An 18,371-nucleotide genomic window follows, 5' to 3' on the forward strand; every position below is an offset into this window, starting at 1 on the left:
CGCTCCCGGCGTCAGGCGAGCAGTCCGGGGAGAGGGTCGGAGTCGTCGATGAAGGCGCGGGCCACGTCGGACAGCCGCCGGTTGTGGGCGCGGGCGTAGCCGCGCAGGGCGGTGAACGCCTGTTCCATGTCGACGCCCCGGCGCTCGGCGAGTTTGCCCTTGGCCTGTTCGATCAGCACCCGGCTGTTCAGCGCGTTCTGCAGCTGTTCGTTGAGGACGGTGCTGCGTTGGGTGGAGCGTTGCTGCAGGAGGCTGATGGTGGCTACGTCGGCCAGGGCCTGGGCGATGAGCGTGCCCACGGGGTCGAAGGGGCCGGGGGCGGCGTGGAAGAGGTTCAGCGCGCCGACCACCTCGTCCCGCAGGCGCATGGGCAGCGCCTGGACCGCCCCGAAGCCGCCGCGGTGGGCCGCCGTGACGAAGCGCGGCCAGCGGTCGACCTCCCGGGTCAGGTCGGGGACGATCACGGGTGCGCCGGAGCGGTAGCACTCCAGGCAGGGGCCCTCGTCGTTCTGGAGCTGGAAGAGCTCCAGCAGACGTGCCTGTTCGTCGGAGGCGGCCATCACGCGCAGCTCGCCGTCGCGGTCGGCGAGGAGCACCCCGGCGGCGCTCGCGCCGAGCATGCCGACGCAGCGGTCGGTGAGCAGGCGCAGGAAATCGATCAGGTCGAAGTCGGCGACCAGGTTGTCCGCCAGCTCGACGAACGTCTTGGCCAGAAGCTGCTGATTCATCGGGCACATCCTCGATTCAGGTTTCCTCGTCGGTCTGTGTGGGTTCCCCGTGCGGGGAGAAGCGCAGCCGGTGGGCCACCACGTCGGCGGCCACGTCGGCGAGCCGACGTCCCCGCACGAAGGCGTGGGCGCGCAGCCGGACGAAGGCCTCGTCGATGCCGACGCCGAGCTGGGCGGTGAGGATGCCGGTGGCCTGGTCGATCTCCGCCCGGTATCCGCTCAGGATCTCGAAGCCGCGGTCCGGCGAGGGTCCGCGGTCAGGCGACGGTCCGCCGTCGGGCGACGGTCCGCGGTCCGGCGACAGTCCGCCGTCGGGCGACGGTCCGCGGTCCGGCGAGGGTCCGCGGTCCGGCGAGGGTCCGCGGTCAGGCGACGGTCCGCCGTCCGACGTGCCCGTCTCGTCGATCCTCGCATCGAGCAGGAGCAGTGTCGCGAGATCGGCGAACGCCAGCGCGTCGGCCAGTTCCTCGGCGTCCAGCACGGTCGGCACGTCGGCGTACAGGTCCAGGACTCCCGGGCTGATCGCCCCCATCTGGAGCGGGAGCGCGAAGACCGCGCGTGCCCCGGCTTTCAGGGCCGCGTCCGCGAACACGGTCCAGCGGTCCGGCAGTCCACCGGCCAGCAGATCGGGCGTCAGCACGGCCGAGCCGTGCAGGAAGGCGTCCACGCAGGGCCCCTCGCCCAGGGTGAGCTGCAGCTCCTCCAGCTGCTCGCTGATGTCGTCGGTGCTGCACAGGGGATGACTCGCGGCGGTCCTGGACATCGCCGACAGCCCGGCCCCGCCGACCGGGAGCGCGGCCACGGCCGCGGTGCACACGTCCGCCACACCGACCTGGCTGCCTCGGAGGGCCGCCTGTTGTGCGACCAGCATCTGGATCCGCGCCGACCGGCCGTCGGCCCTCACCCGGGCCACCGCGTCTCACCCGTGACGACGGAGGCCAGCGGAGTGGTCCGGTGGGGTGGCGGGGCTTGGGCGGTCGGGTCCGGGAGGTCCCCGGGACGAGGCGTCGGCTGATCGAACGGAACGCCCAGGAGCAGGAACCCGGAACCGGTGACGTCCAGGAGCAGGCGCAGTGTCGACGGAGGGTGGTGCAGACGGAGGGTTCCGCCGGCGGCGGTGGTCTGCTGTGCGGCGTGGAGGAAGACGTTGAGGCCGCTGCAGTCGCAGAAGGTGACAGGGGTGAGGTCGACGTCGATGGTGCGGACGCCGTCGCTGAGACACCGCGTCAGCGCTGTGCGCACCAGAGGGGCCGTTTCCAGGTCGATCTCGCCGGCCAGGGTGATCAGCTCCCGATTCCTTCGGCGACGGCGGTGGACGGTGAGCTGCGGAAGGGGCATGCTGCCTCGGTTCGGAAGACCATCCGGTAGCGGACGCGCTGTGTGACGCCGGTGTTCCCGGCCCCTCTTGGCGTGCTCCCGGGTGGGACGTACGTTCGGCGGAGGCGGAGGCGGAGCGACGGCCGGTGCGGCAGCCTGTTATGACAGCCCGTTACGGCAGCCCGTCACGGCAGTCTGTACGACAGGACATCGGACCCACCCGGTCCCTCCAGGGATGCGTCGGGTGGCGGACGGAAGGTCCGCTCCCCCCAGTCATCTGAGTCGAGCGACGAGAGATGATGAGCCGCCGGGGTCTGGGACGTCCGTACAGCAGCATAGTCCTCGACCGGGTCCGGTGGACGGCGGGAAGCCGGTCCATTCCCCCGTGCACGGCCAGGTGCCGCTTCTCGGCCGACTTCGGGGCGCCTTGAGTCGTCTTCAGGCCTCTTCAGGCTTCTTCAGACCTCTTCGGGCCTCTTCGGGCATCCTCCTGAGTCCCACGCGGGGCTGGGTTCCGCCCGGGTGCCTCGGTCCGCGGGGATCCCCAAGGCGCGCCCCAGCGGACGGCGCGTTCCCTGAAGTCAAGGCCCTGCCCCGCCACGGAACATGGAGGAGCCCTCGCTACGGTGAACAGCGGAACTGGGCCGCGCTTTTCGCGCCTGCCCGCAATCTGTCCTGCGGCGCACCGGGCCGGAGCTCTAACTTCGCTGAGGGAAGAGAGCTTCGGGGGATCGCGAGCGTATGGACGAAAAACCCTCATCTTGTGAACCGACATGGGAACTCGTCATGGGGGCGGAATCCCGTGTCGACGCCGTCGGCAGGGAACTGATGAAGCGGGCCGGTCTCTGCGTCGACGGCCGGGTCGACGCCGCCTTCGTCGCCGGAATGGAGGAGATCGCCGCTGAGATCGACGCGGCCACCCGGGAATTCGAAACACTCCTGGGGGAGTTGCTCGCAGACGAGGAATCCGGCACCGCGGCAGGGCTGCGGACGACAGCGCGCACGACGGGCGCCCGCAGACGTGCCGACGCCCGCGAATGGGTGGCCCGTGCCTACGACTCCCTGGGGAATCCCACGGAGGCGGTACGGCGCTACGAGCTCGCCGAGAAACTGTATGCGCGGCTCGGGGACGAGACAGCCGTGCAGCGCTGCCGCGACGCAGCCGCCCGGACGCGGCTGTACAGCAGCGGCAACGTCGACGCCGAGATCCGGCGCCTGACCCCCGGGACGGAAGAGGCCGCCCGGACCGGAGACATGGACGCCCTCGGCAGGCTCGTCCAGCTCGGCCAGCTCTATGTACGCGGAGGCGACGTCGCCGAAGCGCGGCGGATCTTCGAGGTCGCCGCAGCGGCGCTGGACGCAGCCGTCGATCGAGAGGCGTCCGCGGAAGAGGCCCTCGAGGAGTTCGTCGGCACGGCCGCCGGGGACGGCTCGGCGACCTCGGAGGGACTCGAAAGGGTTTTTGACCGCGCGCGGCTGGCTGTGCGGATCAGCACACTCCGGCAGACCCTGAACATCGCCCGCGCCCAGATCGCGGACGATCCGCGAGAAGCGCGACGGCATACGGAAGCGGCCCGCGCCGAGTGGAGCGTGAGCGGTTTCGACACCTCCATCCTCGGCGAATTCGCCTCCTATCATGATCAGATCGCCGGTTCGTCGGCGGCCGTCGGCGAGTTCGCCGCCTCACTGGCACGGATCGACGGCGAGCTGCACACCCTGCCGACGGACGCGGTCCTCGTCCGCCTCGGCGCGTTGCGGGCGCGGGCTCGCGAACTCGGCGTGGTGAGGTTCGAGGCGGCGGTGGGCAGGCGACAGGGCGACCTGCTGCTGCGTACCGGCCGGCCGCTCGACGCGCTCGCGGTGCTGCGGGAGGCGCTCGGTCTGCTGGACGACAGGAGTCGGCACGATCTCCAGCCCGTACTCCTGGCCAGGATCGCGGCGTGCCACGCGGCCGTCGGCGACTGGCCCGGTGTGTCGCAGGCGGCGTCCCGGGGGATCGCCCTGGTGGAGGCTCACCGCTACGACGTCAGCGGTACCTACATGAAGGATTTCTACCTCAAGGACCGCATCGATCTGTACCGGCTCCTGGTGGAGGCCGCGTACTACGCCAAGGACGCCGAACGCGTCTTCCGCGCCGCGGAGCTCTCGAAGGCGCGACGGCTGGCGAGCGCCGCCACCCGACCGGAGCCCGAGCGGATCGGGCAGATCACCGAGCTGGGCCGACTGATCCACGAGAGCGCACCGGGCTCCACCGAGCGGGCCGAACTGACCCTGCACCGACGTCTGCTGTGGGACTACGTCCTCGCGGGCGGCGACCACGGGGACACGAGGCCCGTGCCGACGCTCAGCGCCGTCCAGCAGGCCCTGCGCCCGGACGAAGCCGTTCTCTACCACTACTGGCTCGACGACAGCCGGCTGATCGTCGCCCTCATCCGACGCGAACGGAAGGTCATCGGGCTGCGCACCCTGCCACCGGGGTCCCGCGAGGAGCTGGACAGACTGGTGAGGCTGATCCGGCCGACGGGGAACGAACGCGTCAGGGTCGACATCGACGGCCCCCTGGCCGCGTCCGCGCAGTGGCTGCTCCCCGCCGACCAGGAGGTGCTGGCGGGCTGCACCAGGCTCTACGTCAGCCCGCACGGCATCCTGCACAGCCTGCCGATCCATGCCCTGCCCTGGGGCGAGGGGATCCTGCTCGACGCGGTCTCCGTCACCTATCTGCCGAACCTCTCCGGCCTGGTGGAGGACGAGGTGCAGGCCCCCGGCCCGGGCACCGTCGTCGCCGGCATCGGCCGTTTCGCCGACCCCAGCCTCGCGCCACGCGAGAGGCTGGCCGACGCAGCCCGTGAGATCGGGGACCTGCACCGGGCCGCCGGGCGGCCGGTCGAGGAGTTCACCGACGAGAAGGCCACCAAGAGATCCCTGCTCGAGCTCAAGGAGGTCGGCGGAGCCCTCCGGTCCGCCGGGTGCGTATCCCTTCTGACGCACGGCGCCAGCGTCGACGCCGAGACCCCGATGGAGTCGATCCTGTGGCTGCACGACTCGGCCCTGGACGGGCTGGAGATCTCCCTGTGGCCCCTGGCCGGGGCGTTGGTGACGCTCACCGCCTGCTGCTCCGGCCAGCGGGCGATCACCATGGCGGACGAGCAGGCACTGCCGGGCGACGAGGTGTTCGGGCTGCAGGCGGCCCTCTTCGCCGCCGGCGCCTCCGCCGTACTGGGCGCTCTCTGGCCGATCAGGAGCAAGGAGTGCGTCAAGATCAGCACACTCTTCCACAAGGCGCTGGTCATCGACGGGCAGGCCCCTGACCAGGCGCTCCGCACAGCGATTCGCGAGTTCCGGCGGACGGCAGGCCTTCTGCAACGGCCCGCCGCCGTCTGGGCGCCCCTGTTCCTCGTCTCCCGCGGCCGTCCCAGGCCGCTCGGCCCCGGGATTGCGCATGTCTGACGTCGTCTACGTACATCTGGATTTCGCCGACGAGGAGAGCGCCGTCGCCGGCGCCGCCCTGCTCCGCGACCGGCTCGCCACCGTGCCCGGAGTGGGCGAGGCCGCAGCCGAGGTCGACGACTATCTGATCGACGCCGAACAGGTGTTGATCGGCGTCACCGCGGCGATCCAGTTCGTTCAGCTCGCCGGCGACGGTGCCCAAAGCGTCACGAACCTGATCGGCTCTCTTCGTGAACTCGCCGCCGAACTCCGAGGGTTGAGGGGGATCAGCCGTGAGGTCGACGGCGAGTTCCGGCATCTCGACGACTTCCCCTTCGACGCTCTCGAAGACGAGCTCGCCGCTTCTGAAGACGAGCTCGCCGCTTCTGAAGAAGAGTTCGGCGCTGCCGAAGACGAGTCCTGAGCGGAGGCGGAGACGGTGGCCCATCCCGACGAAGCGGGTGACTCCCGCCTGCGGAACCTGCGCGACGCGCTGAGTCCCACCTCTGCGGCGACACCGGTGGAATCCGTCAGGTCCACGCGACTTCGCGCACCGGGCGTCGACCTCGGGGCGGCCGCCGAGGGACTGGGGCGCTGGTACGAGAGCCAGAACATGACCGTGCAGACGATGCCGGTCGGCGGCGCCCGGGTGGTTCCCTCCTCGTGCCAGGATCAGATGCTCAGCCGGAGGCCGCCGCCCCCGAGGTCCGCACTGATCGCCCTGCCGGTCCGCCGGACGACGTCGGCGAGCCGCTCCGGCCGGTGAGCGGGGCCGGTCGCCGCGAACAGCGCGGCGACCGGAGCGCTGCTCACGGAGTACAACGGGGCGGCCACACAGCACACCCCGGGCATCAGAATCCCCCGGTCGACCGCGACACCGCATTCCCGAATCGCCCGTGCCTCCCGTGGCCAGGCGGCGGGCATCGCGCTCGGCGGGAAGCGGTACTCCGGCGCTGCGGCGAGCACTTTGCCGGCGGCGGTGTACCAGGGCCAGGCCGACTGGTTCCGCGAAGCCGGGAACGTCACGGCCTCACCGGGCGTCCAGTCGAGCAGGAGCGTCCGGTCGTGACGCAGCACCGCGATCCCCACGGCCGCGCCCGTGGCCCCTGCCAGGCGGCGGGCGGGCTCGGCCGCCGTGGAACGCAGCCTCGGATGCGGCTGCCACCCGTTCCCGAGCTGGAACATCCGCGAGCCGATCCGGTACCCGTCCACGAACCGTTCCACCGCGCCCAGGCCGGCCAGCTGTTCCAGCAGCCGGTACGCCGTGGCTTTGGGCAGTCCGCTCTCGGACGAAAGCCGGGTCAGCCCCGCACCCCCGGTACGTTCCACCGCGGCCAGCAACTCGAAGGCTCCCTCCAGCACACTCCGTCCCCCGGCATGCGCCGAGGGACGAGCCGAGGTGGGAGCCGGCCCGTCTGCGCCCCCGCTCGCACCCGACTTGCCGCCGGTGCGCACACGTACAGAACTGCCGTTCTCTCGCATGGTTCCCCAAGCCCCCCGTGTGAGCGACGCGTTCGGTGGTCGGCCGCCGCGTACACCGCCATGGTGAGAGCCGGGTCTCGGCGAAAATGTTGTCGATAGGTTGTCGTCCCCCGTCGACGGGGCTGTCGCTCGCCGTGCGGACGCGGGCAGACTCTGGCGAAGCGGGGGGATCGGGGAGGGGCGGCATGCTGCAACTGCGATTGCTCGGGCCTGTCGAACTGGCCACGCCGGAGCGGGCGGCCGAGGTGGGGCCGCCGCAACGACGCGCCGTGCTCGCGGCGTTGGCCGTGGACGCGGGTCGGCCGGTGGGAGCCGACGTGGTGATCAGGCGGGTCTGGGGGACGACCCCGCCGCAAGGAGCCCGGCGCTCCGTCTATGCGCACATCGCCCGGATCCGTCGGATCTGCGAGCGGACGGGTGACGCGGCGGGCGAACGGCTCCGGCTGACGCGCCGGTCCGGCGGATACGTTCTGGAAGCCGGCTGGGAGCAGGTCGACGTGCACCGCTTCCGGCGCCTGGTCGACCAGGCGCGCGCGGCCCGGCTACCGGACCCTGCGCGGGCGTCCCTGCTGGGCGAGGCCCTCGGTCTGTGGCGCGGCGAGCCGCTGAGCGGACTGGACGGCCCGTGGGCGGAGCAGGTGCGGGAGGCCTGGCGCCGGGAGCAGACGGACGCGACCGTCGCTTGGGCCGGCGTCCAGGCGCGTCTGGGCGACCCCGCCGCGGCGATCGGCCCGCTCTCCGCGCTCCTCGGTGAACATCCGCTGGTGGAGCCACTGGCCGAGGCGTTGATGCGGGCACTGTACGCGGCCGGACGGGGCGCCGAGGCGCTGGAGTGCTACGCCTCCGTCCGACAACGGCTGGCGGAGGAACTCGGGACGGATCCCGGCACGGCGCTGCGCGAGGTCCACCAGACCATCCTGCGGGGACAGTCGCCGCAGCCGGCCGCGCCGGCACGTCCCGCGGCGCCGCCTCGCTCCGGTCCGCCGCGAGGCGTGGTCCCCGCGCAACTGCCCGTCGGGGTGCGAGGTTTCACCGGCCGGGAGGAGGAACTGTCCCGCCTGGACACGTTCCTCGAGACAGCGCGACTGTCGGCCCCCGTGGTGATCTCGGCCGTGTCGGGCACGGCCGGGGTCGGCAAGACCACGCTGGCCGTGCACTGGGGGCACCGGGTACGGAAGCACTTTCCCGACGGACAGCTCTATGTGAACCTGCGCGGCTTCGACCCGAGCGGATCGTTACGGGACCCGGCGGAGGCACTGCGCGGATTCCTGGACGCCTTCGGAGTGCCCCCGGCCAGGATCCCCGCAGGCCTGGAGGCACAGGCCGCCCTCTACCGGAGCCTGCTGGCCGACCGGCGCGTGCTGGTGGTCCTGGACAACGCCCTGGACGCCCAACAGGTACGGCCCCTGCTGCCCGGCGCGCCCGGCTGCCTCGCCCTGGTCACCAGCCGGAACCGGCTCACCAGTCTGGCCGCGGCCGAAGGCGCCCACCTGCTCGCCATCGACGTGCTCTCCCCCGACGAGGCCCGTGCCCTGCTGGCCGACCGGCTCGGCGCCCGCCGCACGGCCGCCGAGCCCGCCGCCGTCGCGGACATCGTGGCGCGGTGCGCGGGCCTGCCGCTGGCTCTGGCCGTCGTGGCCGCCCGCGCCGCCGCCCAGCCGCACATCCCGCTCGCCACGCTCGCCGACGAGCTGAGGGACACCGGCGACCGTCTGGACGCACTCGACGGCGGTGATCCCGCCACCCAGGTACGGGCCGTCTTCTCCTGGTCCTACGACGCTCTCAGCCCCGCCGCCGCCGGGCTCTTCCGGCTGCTCGGGCTGCATCCCGGACCGGATGTCTCGGCACCGGCCGCAGCGAGCCTCTCCGGTGTGCCGTCGGCGCGGGCCCGGGCGCTGCTGGTCGAACTGACCCGGACGCATCTGCTCGCTGAACCCGTACCGGGCCGGTACTCCTTCCACGATCTGCTCCGGGCCTACGCGGGGGAACTGGCCCGGTCCCAGGACGAGGAGGACGGCCGCCGTCACGCGACGCACCGCATGCTCGACCACTACCTGCACACCGCTCTGCGGGCCCAACGCCTCCTCGGGCCCCCGGCCGACCGGATTCTTCCCTCCCCGGCCCAGCCGCAGGTGGTCCCCGAGGAACCGGCCGGCCGCGAAGCCGCCATGGCCTGGTTCACCGCCGAACACCCCGTTCTGCTCGCCGCCGTTCAGCAGGCCTTCGACGTCGGCTTCGACTCACACGTCTGGCAGTTGGCAGCGGCGCTGACCACGTACCAGCAGCGAAGAGTGCTGTGGTCCGACTGGACCACAGCCCATACGGTCGCACTGGCCGCGGCCCGCCGGCTGGCCGACCCGGCGGCGCGGGCATGCGCCCGCCGCAACCTCGGCAACGCCGCCTCGGCCCTCGGCCGCCAGGACGAGGCCCGCGCTCACCTCGAATGCGCGGCGGAGCTGTACCGGGGGCTCGGCGATCCAGGGGGAGAAGCGCACACCCGTCTCGCACTCGGGCGGGTCTCGATACGGCAGGGGCGTCGCGCCGAGGGGCTGGACCACTCACTGCGGGCGGTGGAACTGTTCGATGCCGCGGGCGACCGCGCCTGGCAGGCCCTGGCCCTCAACAACGTCGGCTGGGACCACGCGAAGCTGGGCCACTACCAGAAGGCCATCGTCCACGGCAGGCAGGCGCTCGCCCTGGTGGAGCAGACCGGCCATACCTCCGGCGAGGCTCACACCTGGGACACCCTCGGGTACGCCCATCATCATCTCGGCCAGTACGACGAGGCCGCCGCCTGTTACCGACAAGCCGCCGCGCTCTTCCGCGACCTGGGAGACCGTTACTACGAGGCGGACATCCTCGCCCACCTCGGTGACACCCACCACGCAGCCCGCAACGCCGACGCCGCCCGCGACGCCTGGACCCGGTCCCTGACGCTCTTCGAGGAGCTTGACCACCCCGACACCGAGGCGCTGCGCGCCAGGCTCCTGCATCACCTCGGCAAGGACCCGGCCGACACGGTGCTCCCGGAACGCGCCTGACCGGGCCGCCGATGCGAGGAGCAGGGACTGGTGCGGGCTCGTCCTGGGCGGTTGCGGGCCGCGGTGGCCGTCGGGGCGCGGGAGCCGGCCCGCACCCCGACGGCCGATCGGCCGTCGATCAGGAGACGACGATGCGCACCCAGGCGTTCACGGAGTTCAGGCACTGGTTCCCGGTGCCGTTGTCGTGCGCGGTGTAGCCGTTGTCGGAGTAACCGTCGTCCTCGTAGCCCAGTTTCAGGCTTCCGCCGCGGCCGCCGACCACATACGGCCGTCCGACCACGTTCACCAGCCGTTGCAGTTCGCCCGTCGCCCCCGGAACGGTGATCAGGCCGTGGTAGAGGTCGCTGTCCGAGGCCGGATCGACGTACCGCTTCCAGGTCAGCCCTTGACCTCCGGTCTGCACACAGCCTCCCGCGGTCACCGTGACGTGGTCGCCCGGAAGGAACGAGAAGGGGTACGTCATCTCGTGCTGGGTCACGACCGGCTCGCTGATCGTGCAGTCGATGGGCAGTGTCGTGCCCGAGCAGCCGGGGCTGTACTTCACGGCCGCCGCCGACAGCGCCGCGGGCACCCGCCTGACATTGCGATCGACGGACGACCCGTGGTGCGAGGTCTGAGCCGTGGCCGAGGCGGTGGGAGCCGTGCTCGCCGCGGCTCCCGCGGTCAGGGCGGCAACGGCGATGACGGTCATCATGCGCTTTCTCATGCTGGATCACTCCTAGAAGAAGGGGAATCTCGCCGGTGAGAAGTCCGATCGGCCTGGATCTCGCCCAGCCTGGCGAAGGCCGTCCACAGTCCGTTTGCGTCGCGTCGACACCGCGTCGACATCGCGTCGACACCCCGGACCGAGTACGGCAGCGGATCCGTCACTGGCACTGCCGAGGCGGCGTGGGCTTCCTCCCGATCGTGACCGACACCGAGGACCCCTGCACCAGAGGGGTGCCCGCAGCAGGGTTCTGCCCGCTCACCCTGTTGACGTTGTCGCAGTCGACGACGCTGCCGACACCGCCGAGCACGTATCCCGCGTTCGACAGCTCCTGGCGGGCCTGTGCCTGGGTGTCGCCCACCAGGTCCGGTACGACGGTGACGCCGGTGACCGAGGCTGTGACGGATGCCAGGTGCCTGGAGAACCCGGTGTCCGACGACAGGTCGAGCACGGTCACGTCCCAGGCGGCGGTGCCGGTGAAGCCGATGAACACCGACCGGGAACCGCCGCCGACCGGGAAGATCTCCGCCGACGGGTTGAAGCCCGGCCCGCTGATCTGCAGCGCGTTCTCGGAGAAGCAGTTCACGCCGTCGGCGCTCCACTGCACCTGGGCGTTCTGCCCGAACACCACCGGTGACGGCGAGACCGAGATCGAGGCGGTCGCGGTGAGCGCGCAGTTCAGCCCCGGGTCGTCCGCGTAGGCGGGTGTCACGGCGAAGGCGGTTGCCAGCAGCGCCGCCCCCACGAGCACCGCGGCCTTGGGCGAACGTGCCCACCGGCCCGCCCGCTTCCGGATCCCGGCGGCCGTCCTCCCGAGGATCCGTCGGCGTGCCGGATGCGGTGGTTGTCGCATGGTTCCCCCTGTCGTCTGCGCCCCTTGGGGCGGCGGATGTCGTGAAAGGCCCCGGACGGGGCCGTCAACGACCGGTGGACAGTGTGCTGATGGGGGGAGCGGCCTGTCGCTCGCCGGTCCGCTCAGCGAAACCACGACGCCGCGGTCCGCTCGCGGCAGGCCCACGGTGAGATCTCCGCCGCAGAACCGGCCACACGGTCGAGGCGGACCGCGCCCGACCGCGCTGAAAGTGAGGAACGTGCTGGGCAGGGCCCACGTCATCAGCACTCGATGATGTTCACCGCGAGCCCGCCCCGGGCCGTCTCCTTGTACTTGTCGTTCATGCTGACGCCTGAGGCCATCATCCCCTTGACCTGCGGATTCGGGATCAGTTTCTTGATCCGTCCGGTCAGTAGGGACTTCTCAGGGACAATCCGCGGTTGATCTTGCTCCAGTCATGAGTCCATCGCGGCGAGGGCACGCCGACCGGCGCCGGGCATGAAGTGAGCCTAGTGGTCGAGGGTGATCTTTGGAGAGGAGTGGCCGAGCCAAGCCGACAGGCTCACGATCGACTCGCCGGACTCCAGTTGCACACTGGCGTAAGTGTGCCGACTCCGGTCGTCTATGTGGAGTGGGAGTTCACCGAGCCGTACCTCCGATCGGCGAGTGCGTGGGCTCGGTGGGACCAGGCGGTTGCCCCGTCGTACGGTGGGCCGGGTATCGGCGCAGCGGAACGGCGTGACCGATCCTGACCCTGGACGACTCCGACGGTCAGAACGTCCAGCCGCGACGGTCGGCCAGCCATCGCAGAGTGACCTCGCCGCACCAGGTCTGGTGCTGGCGAATGTACGGGGACCAGTCCGCCTGGGGTTGTGCGCCGGAGACCAGGAAGAAGCCCGATAGAGCGGCCAGGGCCGCATCGAGCTGCTCACCGTCGACTCCTCGGGCCGTGGGATGGCTCGCGAACAGAAGGGTGGCATCGTGCCCGTCGGCGTGCGCTGTGGCCAGGAGGAGCACGAGGTCAAACCAACTCGCCCCGAGGCACGGCCAGTTCCAGTCACAGATCCACGCGGATCCGTTTGTGTCGAGCAGAACGTTGTCCTGGCGCAGGTCGTGGTGGAGGACTGCATTGCCGGCCACGGCCTGTCGCCATTGGGTTTCGAGCTCAGCCAATGTTTCCAGCCGGTTGGTCGGCGCCCATGTCGGCAAGGCTTTCGTACTGGAAGCACCGCTGGCGAGGCCGCGCCAGTCGGCGAAGTCGCTGTCGTCACCGATCGGTTTGAGGCCGACCTGCTGGAGTGCTCCGGATGGCGTGGAGAGTGCTTCGGCCGTGACCGTGCAGGCGTTGAGCGTCGCTGCAAGTTCGGCAGGGTTCCACGGCGCTCTGGGCATGCGGCCGTCATCGACGGCATCGAATCCCAGGACGATCCACCCGCCTGCCTGCTCCTCGATCCACCGTAGACGGGGCGCTGGAACCCCTGCGGGGAGCGCCTGGTTGATCAATGCCTCCCGTCGGTAGCAGTCGGCAATCACGGTGTTGTCCAGGGCGTTGACCGCCTTGACGAACTCGGGCCCGTTGGCGCCGTGGAGCACGGCGGCGAAGCCGCTGGTGAACCCGCTTCCGGCGCTCGGCCCGGCGTCCACCACGCCGCCCAGATGCCGAGAGACAAGCCAACGGACATCCTGTGGCAGGTCGGCCCAGCGCGGGCGTACGGCTGTGGAGCTGTACTGAAGGCGCGGGGTGATCGTGTTCGACATTTCCTCAGCGTGAGGGGATTGCCGTCTCTTACGCCACCGAGTTCTGGCATCCGGCCCTGCCGATCCACCCGGTGGGGGGCCACCACCAGGTGGACGATCTCCACGGCAGGCAGCGGAGGCTGCAGACAGACCCGTGGAGAGATCAGGAGGCCTCTTTGGGACGTCTTCTTGCCGAGCGTCGGTGGGGTACTCCGCCGCCGGTCCCACTCAAGGGCAGGAGGGATTCCAGTGGCGCTCCGCTGTTCCAGGAGCCGAACAAGTTGCGGTTCAGAGCTACGATTTGGTGCTTGACCGCGAGGTCTCGTGCAGCTTTGCCGTACTCGCAGGTGGCGACGAACAGGGCGACGTCCGCGTGGTGTTCGTTGAAGGCCATGCCGACGAACTTCTGCATGTCGCCACTGGGTGTGCCACGTCATCGTCCCGCCGGCGGGCAAGACCGAGCCGCCCGGTCTCCATTGGCACAGGGTGCCCAGTTCTCCCAGGGCTCTGACGGAACCCGCCGCGTTGCGCCGAGCCCTGAGTAAAGCGCGCAGAGAGCGCCGTGCGTCCGCGGAAGACCCAGCCTCGTAGACCGCGCACAGTCGGATCCGGAACAACCTCGCTGCCGGTGCCGCCCAACGCCCCAGTAAGGCGACGCTCCCACTGTTCACGGACAACGTCGGCCGGGGGGCAGCGCGAACGCGGCCCATCGCCCCCATCGGCATCTCGGTTCACCAGGGAGAAGATCTCCGTGTCGGCACCCCGCACTGCCCAGGCGTCCGGGCTGACGGGACATTCGCGTCGCTGTCACGGATCCGGGTGCCACTTGAGTAGATACAACGACGACGCACAGTGCAATGCATGCCTCCGGCTGGCGTGGGGGGAAGCCCCGGGGGCTCAACCGTGGGTACCGGAGCACGTCTGGGAGTCAAGCGACATCCAATTAGCCCTCCAGGACAGAGACTTCGGGACTGTCTGCTTACTTGTCCGAAGACTCGGTTCGCTCCGGCAAGATGATCTGGCGACACTGACCGGCCTGAGTCAGGCCTTCCTGTCGATGCTGGAATCCGGAGAAGCCCTGCGATCCGGCAACCAAGCTACAGACGTTGTATTACCCGCCGATTCCGAAGGGCAGCCCTTTGTGATCATTGCTCAGTGAACGTCGTATGACGTTGACCAGCTTCGCCTGTGCCTTGGCGGGTGCCTGCCTGGCCTGTTCGAACTCCTCCGGACTCAGCGGGTTACGCAGCGGAGTGCGTTCGCCTCGCTCCACCTGGTCCAGGAAGGAGTTGATGGCGCGGCCGAAGTTGTCGACTTCGGCCGCAACTTCCGCGGGGGCGACCAGGCTTACGCCTATCAAGGCCGCGCTCCACTCGCCCCAGTCGTAATCCCAGCCGCGCCGGTCACCATGCGCTCGCCTGAGTTCCATCGTGAACTTGGCGTAGTGGTTGAACAGTTCCTGGTAGGCGGCAAGCTGCTGATCCCGTGTCCACTGACGATCTTGAGCACGGCGCGTGACGATACCGCCGACCAGCACACCCGCTGTGGCGGAAAGCGCTCCAGCGGCCGTAGTCACAAGCGTGTCCAGCATCAAACCCCCTGAGGCCCTGCCGTCCCAACCTTCGGCGAGACGAACATACTGATCATCAATCCTCGACGGCAACGATCAGGGAGTGGGGCTTGGTCGAGTCGTCTTTGCTGGTGACGGCGTGGCCCGATCCAGCGGATCCGGACCTGCCGTCACGCCTTGGAAGTCATCGCCGATCCAGGGGCAAGCTGGGGACTTTTCAGGGACTTTCCGCCGCGTAAGCAGGGAAGGCCCTGACAGCGCTGAAAGTTACGAATGCGCTGGGCAGGGCCTACGTCATCAGCACTCGATGATGTTCACCGCGAGGCCCCCGCGCGCGGTCTCCTTGTACTTGACGCTCATGTCCGCGCCGGTTTCCTTCATCGTCTTGATGACCTTGTCCAGGGACACCTTGTGGGAGCCGTCGCCGCGCATGGCCATGCGGGCGGCGGTGACGGCCTTGACGGCGGCCATGCCGTTGCGTTCGATGCAGGGGATCTGGACCAGGCCGCCCACCGGGTCGCAGGTGAGGCCGAGGTTGTGTTCCATGCCGATCTCGGCGGCGTTCTCGACCTGTTCGGGGGAGCCGCCGAGGACCTCGGCGAGGGCGCCCGCCGCCATGGAGCAGGCGGAGCCGACCTCGCCCTGGCAGCCGACCTCGGCGCCGGAGATGGAGGCGTTCTCCTTGAAGAGCATGCCGATCGCGCCGGCCGCGAGGAGGAAGCGGACGACGCCGTCCTCGTCCGCGCCGGGGACGAAGTTGACGTAGTAGTGCAGGACGGCCGGGATGATGCCCGCGGCGCCGTTGGTGGGGGCCGTCACCACGCGGCCGCCGGCCGCGTTCTCCTCGTTCACCGCCATCGCGTACAGCGTGATCCACTCCATGGAGTGGGCCAACGGGTCGCCCTCCGCCCGGAGTTGACGGGCCGTCATCGCGGCGCGGCGGCGCACGCGCAGGCCGCCCGGCAGGATGCCCTCGCGGGACATGCCGCGGGAGACGCAGGACTGCATGACCCGCCAGATGTCCAGGAGGCCGGAGCGGATCTCGTCCTCCGTGCGCCAGGCGCGCTCGTTCTCGAGCATCAGGGAGGAGATCGACAGGCCCGTCTCCTGCGTCAGGCGCAGCAGTTCGTCGCCGGTGCGGAAGGGGTACTTCAGGACCGTGTCGTCGAGCTTGATGCGGTCCGCGCCCACCGCGTCCTCGTCGACGACGAAGCCGCCGCCGACCGAGTAGTACGTCTTACGAACCAACTCCGTGCCCTGGGCGTCGTAGGCCCACAGCGTCATGCCGTTCGCGTGGTACGGGAGGGTCTCGCGGCGGTGCAGGACCAGGTCGTCGTCGAAGGAGAACGGGATCTCGCGCTCGCCCAGGAGGCGCAGCCGGCCGGACTCCTTGATCTGCTCCACCCGTTCGTCCGCGCCCTCCACGTCGACCGTGCGCGGCGAGGCCCCCTCCAGGCCGAGGAGGACCGCCTTCGGCGTGCCGTGGCCGTGGCCGGTCGCGCCGAGCGAGCCGTACAGCTCGCAGCGGGCGGACGCCGTCGCGTCCAGCAGACCCTCGCTCCGCAGTCGCCGCGCGAACATGCGGGCCGCGCGCATCGGGCCGACCGTGTGGGAGCTGGACGGGCCGATGCCGATCGAGAACAGGTCGAAGACCGAGATGGCCACGGTGACTCCTCAGAACGGGGGTGGAACAAGGGGTGGGGCACCGCGTTCACCTCTCAGTGTGCGCGCGGCGCCCCGTGCAGCGGTACTACCGGCCCAGGGTCGGGTACAGCGGGTGCTTGTCGGCCAGGGCCTTGACGCGGGACTTCAGCGCCTCGACGTCGTACGACGGCTTGAGGGCTTCGGCGATCACGTCCGCGACCTCGGCGAAGTCCTCGGTCGTGAAGCCGCGGGTGGCGAGGGCCGGCGTGCCGATCCGCAGGCCCGACGTCACCATCGGCGGACGCGGGTCGTTCGGGACCGCGTTGCGGTTGACCGTGATGCCGACCTCGTGGAGACGGTCCTCGGCCTGCCGGCCGTCCAGCTCGGACTCGCGCAGGTCGACCAGGATCAGGTGGACGTCCGTGCCGCCGGAGAGGACGTTCACCCCGGCCGCGCGGGCGTCCGGCGCGGTCAGGCGCTCCGCGAGGATCCGCGCGCCGTCGACCGTGCGGCGCTGGCGCTCCTTGAAGCCCTCGCTCGCGGCGACCTTGAAGGAGACCGCCTTGGCCGCGATCACATGCTCCAGGGGGCCGCCCTGGAAGCCCGGGAAGACGGACGAGTTCAGCTTCTTCGCGAACTCCTGCTTGGCGAGGATGATGCCGCCGCGCGGCCCGCCCAGCGTCTTGTGGGTGGTGGAGGTGACCACGTCCGCGTGCTCCACCGGGTTCGGGTGGAGGCCGGCCGCGACCAGACCCGCGAAGTGCGCCATGTCGACCCACAGGAAGGCCTCGACCTCGTCCGCGATCCGGCGGAACTCGGCGAAGTCCAGCTGCCTCGGGTACGCCGACCAGCCCGCGATGATCACCTTCGGGCGGTGCTCCTTGGCGAGCCGCTCGACCTCGGCCATGTCGACCAGGCCGTTCTCGGCGTCCACGTGGTAGGCGACCACGTTGAACTGCTTGCCGGAGAAGTTCAGCCGCATCCCGTGGGTCAGGTGACCGCCGTGCGCCAGGTCCAGGCCGAGGATGGTGTCGCCGGGCTGGGCCAGCGCGAACAGGGCGGCCTGGTTGGCGGAGGCGCCCGAGTGCGGCTGCACGTTGGCGTACTCGGCGCCGAACAGCTCCTTGATCCGGTCGATCGCGATCTGCTCGGCCACGTCGACGTGCTCGCAGCCGCCGTAGTAGCGGCGGCCCGGGTAGCCCTCGGCGTACTTGTTGGTCAGGACCGAGCCCTGCGCCTCCATGACCGCGAGCGGAGCGAAGTTCTCCGACGCGATCATCTCGAGCGTGGACTGCTGGCGGTTCAGCTCGGCGTCGACCGCCGCGGCGATCTCCGGATCGAGCTCGTGCAGGGGCGTGTTCAGAACGGATGTGGGCTCAGACATGGGGCTACGACTCCTCAGCCGGCGGAAAAGGCGGTGTACTCGTCGGCGGACAGCAGGTCGTCCGGCTCGTCCGCGACGCGTACCTTGAACAGCCACCCGCCCTCGAAGGGCGCGGAGTTCACCAGCGCCGGGTCGTCGACGACGTCCTGGTTGACCTCGACGATCTCGCCGGTGACCGGCGCGTACAGCTCGCTGACCGACTTGGTCGACTCCAGTTCGCCGCAGGACTCGCCCGCGGTCACCGTGGCGCCGACCTCCGGGAGCTGGACGAAGACCACGTCGCCGAGCGCGTTGGCCGCGTGCTCCGTGATGCCGACCGTCGAGACGCCGCCCTCGGCGTCCGACAGCCACTCGTGCTCCTTGCTGTAGCGCAGCTGCTGGGGGTTGCTCATGGCCTGAATTCTCCTGTACGCGGGGGAGTGCTGATGAATGGGGGACTGCTGGAAACGCACGTGAGCAGCGGAAATGTGCGCAGGGTCACGTCCGGGGGCGGGGCCGGGGACT

Annotated in this window: 15 protein-coding genes and 1 pseudogene; 3 read left to right on the forward strand and 13 right to left on the reverse strand. The window is 70.3% G+C overall.

Going from position 1 to position 18,371, the window contains the following annotated elements; translation table 11 throughout:
• Positions 1–11: 11 nt before the first annotated feature.
• From OG562_RS29865 to OG562_RS29875, 3 genes are read right to left on the reverse strand one after another with little or no spacing between them, the layout of a single operon-like run.
• The gene (locus OG562_RS29865; RefSeq protein ID WP_266403312.1) at positions 12–728 is read right to left on the reverse strand and encodes a GAF and ANTAR domain-containing protein; all 717 of its coding nucleotides are present in this window, start codon (positions 726–728) and stop codon (positions 12–14) included.
• 16 nt (positions 729–744) lie between these two features.
• Positions 745–1,599 carry an ANTAR domain-containing protein gene (locus tag OG562_RS29870; protein WP_266409616.1) on the reverse strand — a complete coding sequence of 285 codons (855 nt, stop codon included), beginning with the start codon at positions 1,597–1,599 and terminating at the stop codon, positions 745–747.
• Positions 1,600–1,628: 29 nt separating this feature from the next.
• Positions 1,629–2,066 (reverse strand): STAS domain-containing protein, encoded by a 438-nt coding sequence (locus OG562_RS29875; RefSeq protein WP_266403314.1) that lies wholly within the window; start codon positions 2,064–2,066, stop codon positions 1,629–1,631.
• A 765-nt stretch (positions 2,067–2,831) separates the two neighbouring features.
• Here OG562_RS29875 and OG562_RS29880 point away from each other — a divergent pair.
• Both OG562_RS29880 and OG562_RS29885 read left to right on the forward strand, forming a co-directional pair.
• On the forward strand, positions 2,832–5,492 hold the full coding sequence (locus OG562_RS29880) for a CHAT domain-containing protein (RefSeq protein WP_266403316.1): 2,661 nt from the start codon (positions 2,832–2,834) through the stop codon (positions 5,490–5,492).
• Entirely contained in the window at positions 5,485–5,895 is a 411-nt protein-coding gene (locus OG562_RS29885; protein WP_266403318.1) for a hypothetical protein, read from the forward strand. Before OG562_RS29880 ends, OG562_RS29885 begins: the two co-directional genes overlap by 8 nt.
• A gap of 248 nt (positions 5,896–6,143) precedes the next feature.
• On the opposite strand, the gene OG562_RS29890 is transcribed toward OG562_RS29885, so the two are convergent.
• On the reverse strand, positions 6,144–6,833 hold the full coding sequence (locus tag OG562_RS29890; RefSeq protein WP_266403320.1) for an IclR family transcriptional regulator: 690 nt from the start codon (positions 6,831–6,833) through the stop codon (positions 6,144–6,146).
• Between the two features lie 305 nt (positions 6,834–7,138).
• Between OG562_RS29890 and OG562_RS29895 the strand changes: the two genes are divergently transcribed.
• A complete protein-coding gene (locus tag OG562_RS29895) occupies positions 7,139–9,994 on the forward strand; it encodes a BTAD domain-containing putative transcriptional regulator (RefSeq protein WP_266403322.1) in 2,856 nt (951 codons plus the stop codon).
• A 118-nt stretch (positions 9,995–10,112) separates the two neighbouring features.
• Here OG562_RS29895 and OG562_RS29900 read toward each other — a convergent pair whose 3' ends face one another.
• The 9 genes and pseudogenes from OG562_RS29900 to gcvH all read right to left on the reverse strand — a co-directional run bounded on the left by OG562_RS29900 (position 10,113) and on the right by gcvH (position 18,259).
• Positions 10,113–10,700: a hypothetical protein gene (locus OG562_RS29900; RefSeq protein ID WP_266403325.1), complete on the reverse strand. Its 588-nt coding sequence runs from the start codon at positions 10,698–10,700 to the stop codon at positions 10,113–10,115.
• A 160-nt stretch (positions 10,701–10,860) separates the two neighbouring features.
• Positions 10,861–11,553, reverse strand: coding sequence for a PASTA domain-containing protein (locus OG562_RS29905; protein WP_266403327.1), 693 nt, complete (start codon positions 11,551–11,553; stop codon positions 10,861–10,863).
• A 260-nt stretch (positions 11,554–11,813) separates the two neighbouring features.
• A pseudogene (locus tag OG562_RS29910) lies at positions 11,814–12,143 on the reverse strand (integrase); the annotation flags it as partial.
• A 160-nt stretch (positions 12,144–12,303) separates the two neighbouring features.
• The gene (locus tag OG562_RS29915) at positions 12,304–13,290 is read right to left on the reverse strand and encodes a phosphotransferase (RefSeq protein ID WP_266403328.1); all 987 of its coding nucleotides are present in this window, start codon (positions 13,288–13,290) and stop codon (positions 12,304–12,306) included.
• Between the two features lie 142 nt (positions 13,291–13,432).
• Positions 13,433–13,681 (reverse strand): hypothetical protein, encoded by a 249-nt coding sequence (locus OG562_RS29920; protein WP_323187573.1) that lies wholly within the window; start codon positions 13,679–13,681, stop codon positions 13,433–13,435.
• Positions 13,682–14,380: 699 nt separating this feature from the next.
• Positions 14,381–14,860 carry a hypothetical protein gene (locus OG562_RS29925; protein WP_266403331.1) on the reverse strand — a complete coding sequence of 160 codons (480 nt, stop codon included), beginning with the start codon at positions 14,858–14,860 and terminating at the stop codon, positions 14,381–14,383.
• 276 nt (positions 14,861–15,136) lie between these two features.
• Positions 15,137–16,504: an L-serine ammonia-lyase gene (locus OG562_RS29930; RefSeq protein WP_266403332.1), complete on the reverse strand. Its 1,368-nt coding sequence runs from the start codon at positions 16,502–16,504 to the stop codon at positions 15,137–15,139.
• A gap of 85 nt (positions 16,505–16,589) precedes the next feature.
• On the reverse strand, positions 16,590–17,867 hold the full coding sequence (gene glyA / locus OG562_RS29935; RefSeq protein ID WP_266403335.1) for a serine hydroxymethyltransferase: 1,278 nt from the start codon (positions 17,865–17,867) through the stop codon (positions 16,590–16,592).
• Between the two features lie 14 nt (positions 17,868–17,881).
• Positions 17,882–18,259 (reverse strand): glycine cleavage system protein GcvH, encoded by a 378-nt coding sequence (gene gcvH / locus OG562_RS29940; protein ID WP_266403337.1) that lies wholly within the window; start codon positions 18,257–18,259, stop codon positions 17,882–17,884.
• Positions 18,260–18,371 lie beyond the last annotated feature (112 nt).

This window comes from Streptomyces sp. NBC_01275, assembly GCF_026340655.1.
GTDB lineage: Bacteria > Actinomycetota > Actinomycetes > Streptomycetales > Streptomycetaceae > Streptomyces.

Coding starts and splice junctions, on each gene's coding strand:
- OG562_RS29865 (WP_266403312.1), bottom strand. CDS start 728: ATGAATCAGCAGCTTCTGGCCAAGACGTTCGTCGAGCTGGCGGACAAC.
- OG562_RS29870 (WP_266409616.1), bottom strand. CDS start 1,599: ATGCTGGTCGCACAACAGGCGGCCCTCCGAGGCAGCCAGGTCGGTGTG.
- OG562_RS29875 (WP_266403314.1), bottom strand. CDS start 2,066: ATGCCCCTTCCGCAGCTCACCGTCCACCGCCGTCGCCGAAGGAATCGG.
- OG562_RS29880 (WP_266403316.1), top strand. CDS start 2,832: ATGGGGGCGGAATCCCGTGTCGACGCCGTCGGCAGGGAACTGATGAAG.
- OG562_RS29885 (WP_266403318.1), top strand. CDS start 5,485: ATGTCTGACGTCGTCTACGTACATCTGGATTTCGCCGACGAGGAGAGC.
- OG562_RS29895 (WP_266403322.1), top strand. CDS start 7,139: ATGCTGCAACTGCGATTGCTCGGGCCTGTCGAACTGGCCACGCCGGAG.
- OG562_RS29900 (WP_266403325.1), bottom strand. CDS start 10,700: ATGAGAAAGCGCATGATGACCGTCATCGCCGTTGCCGCCCTGACCGCG.
- OG562_RS29905 (WP_266403327.1), bottom strand. CDS start 11,553: ATGCGACAACCACCGCATCCGGCACGCCGACGGATCCTCGGGAGGACG.
- OG562_RS29915 (WP_266403328.1), bottom strand. CDS start 13,290: ATGTCGAACACGATCACCCCGCGCCTTCAGTACAGCTCCACAGCCGTA.
- OG562_RS29920 (WP_323187573.1), bottom strand. CDS start 13,681: ATGCAGAAGTTCGTCGGCATGGCCTTCAACGAACACCACGCGGACGTC.
- OG562_RS29925 (WP_266403331.1), bottom strand. CDS start 14,860: ATGCTGGACACGCTTGTGACTACGGCCGCTGGAGCGCTTTCCGCCACA.
- glyA (WP_266403335.1), bottom strand. CDS start 17,867: ATGTCTGAGCCCACATCCGTTCTGAACACGCCCCTGCACGAGCTCGAT.
- gcvH (WP_266403337.1), bottom strand. CDS start 18,259: ATGAGCAACCCCCAGCAGCTGCGCTACAGCAAGGAGCACGAGTGGCTG.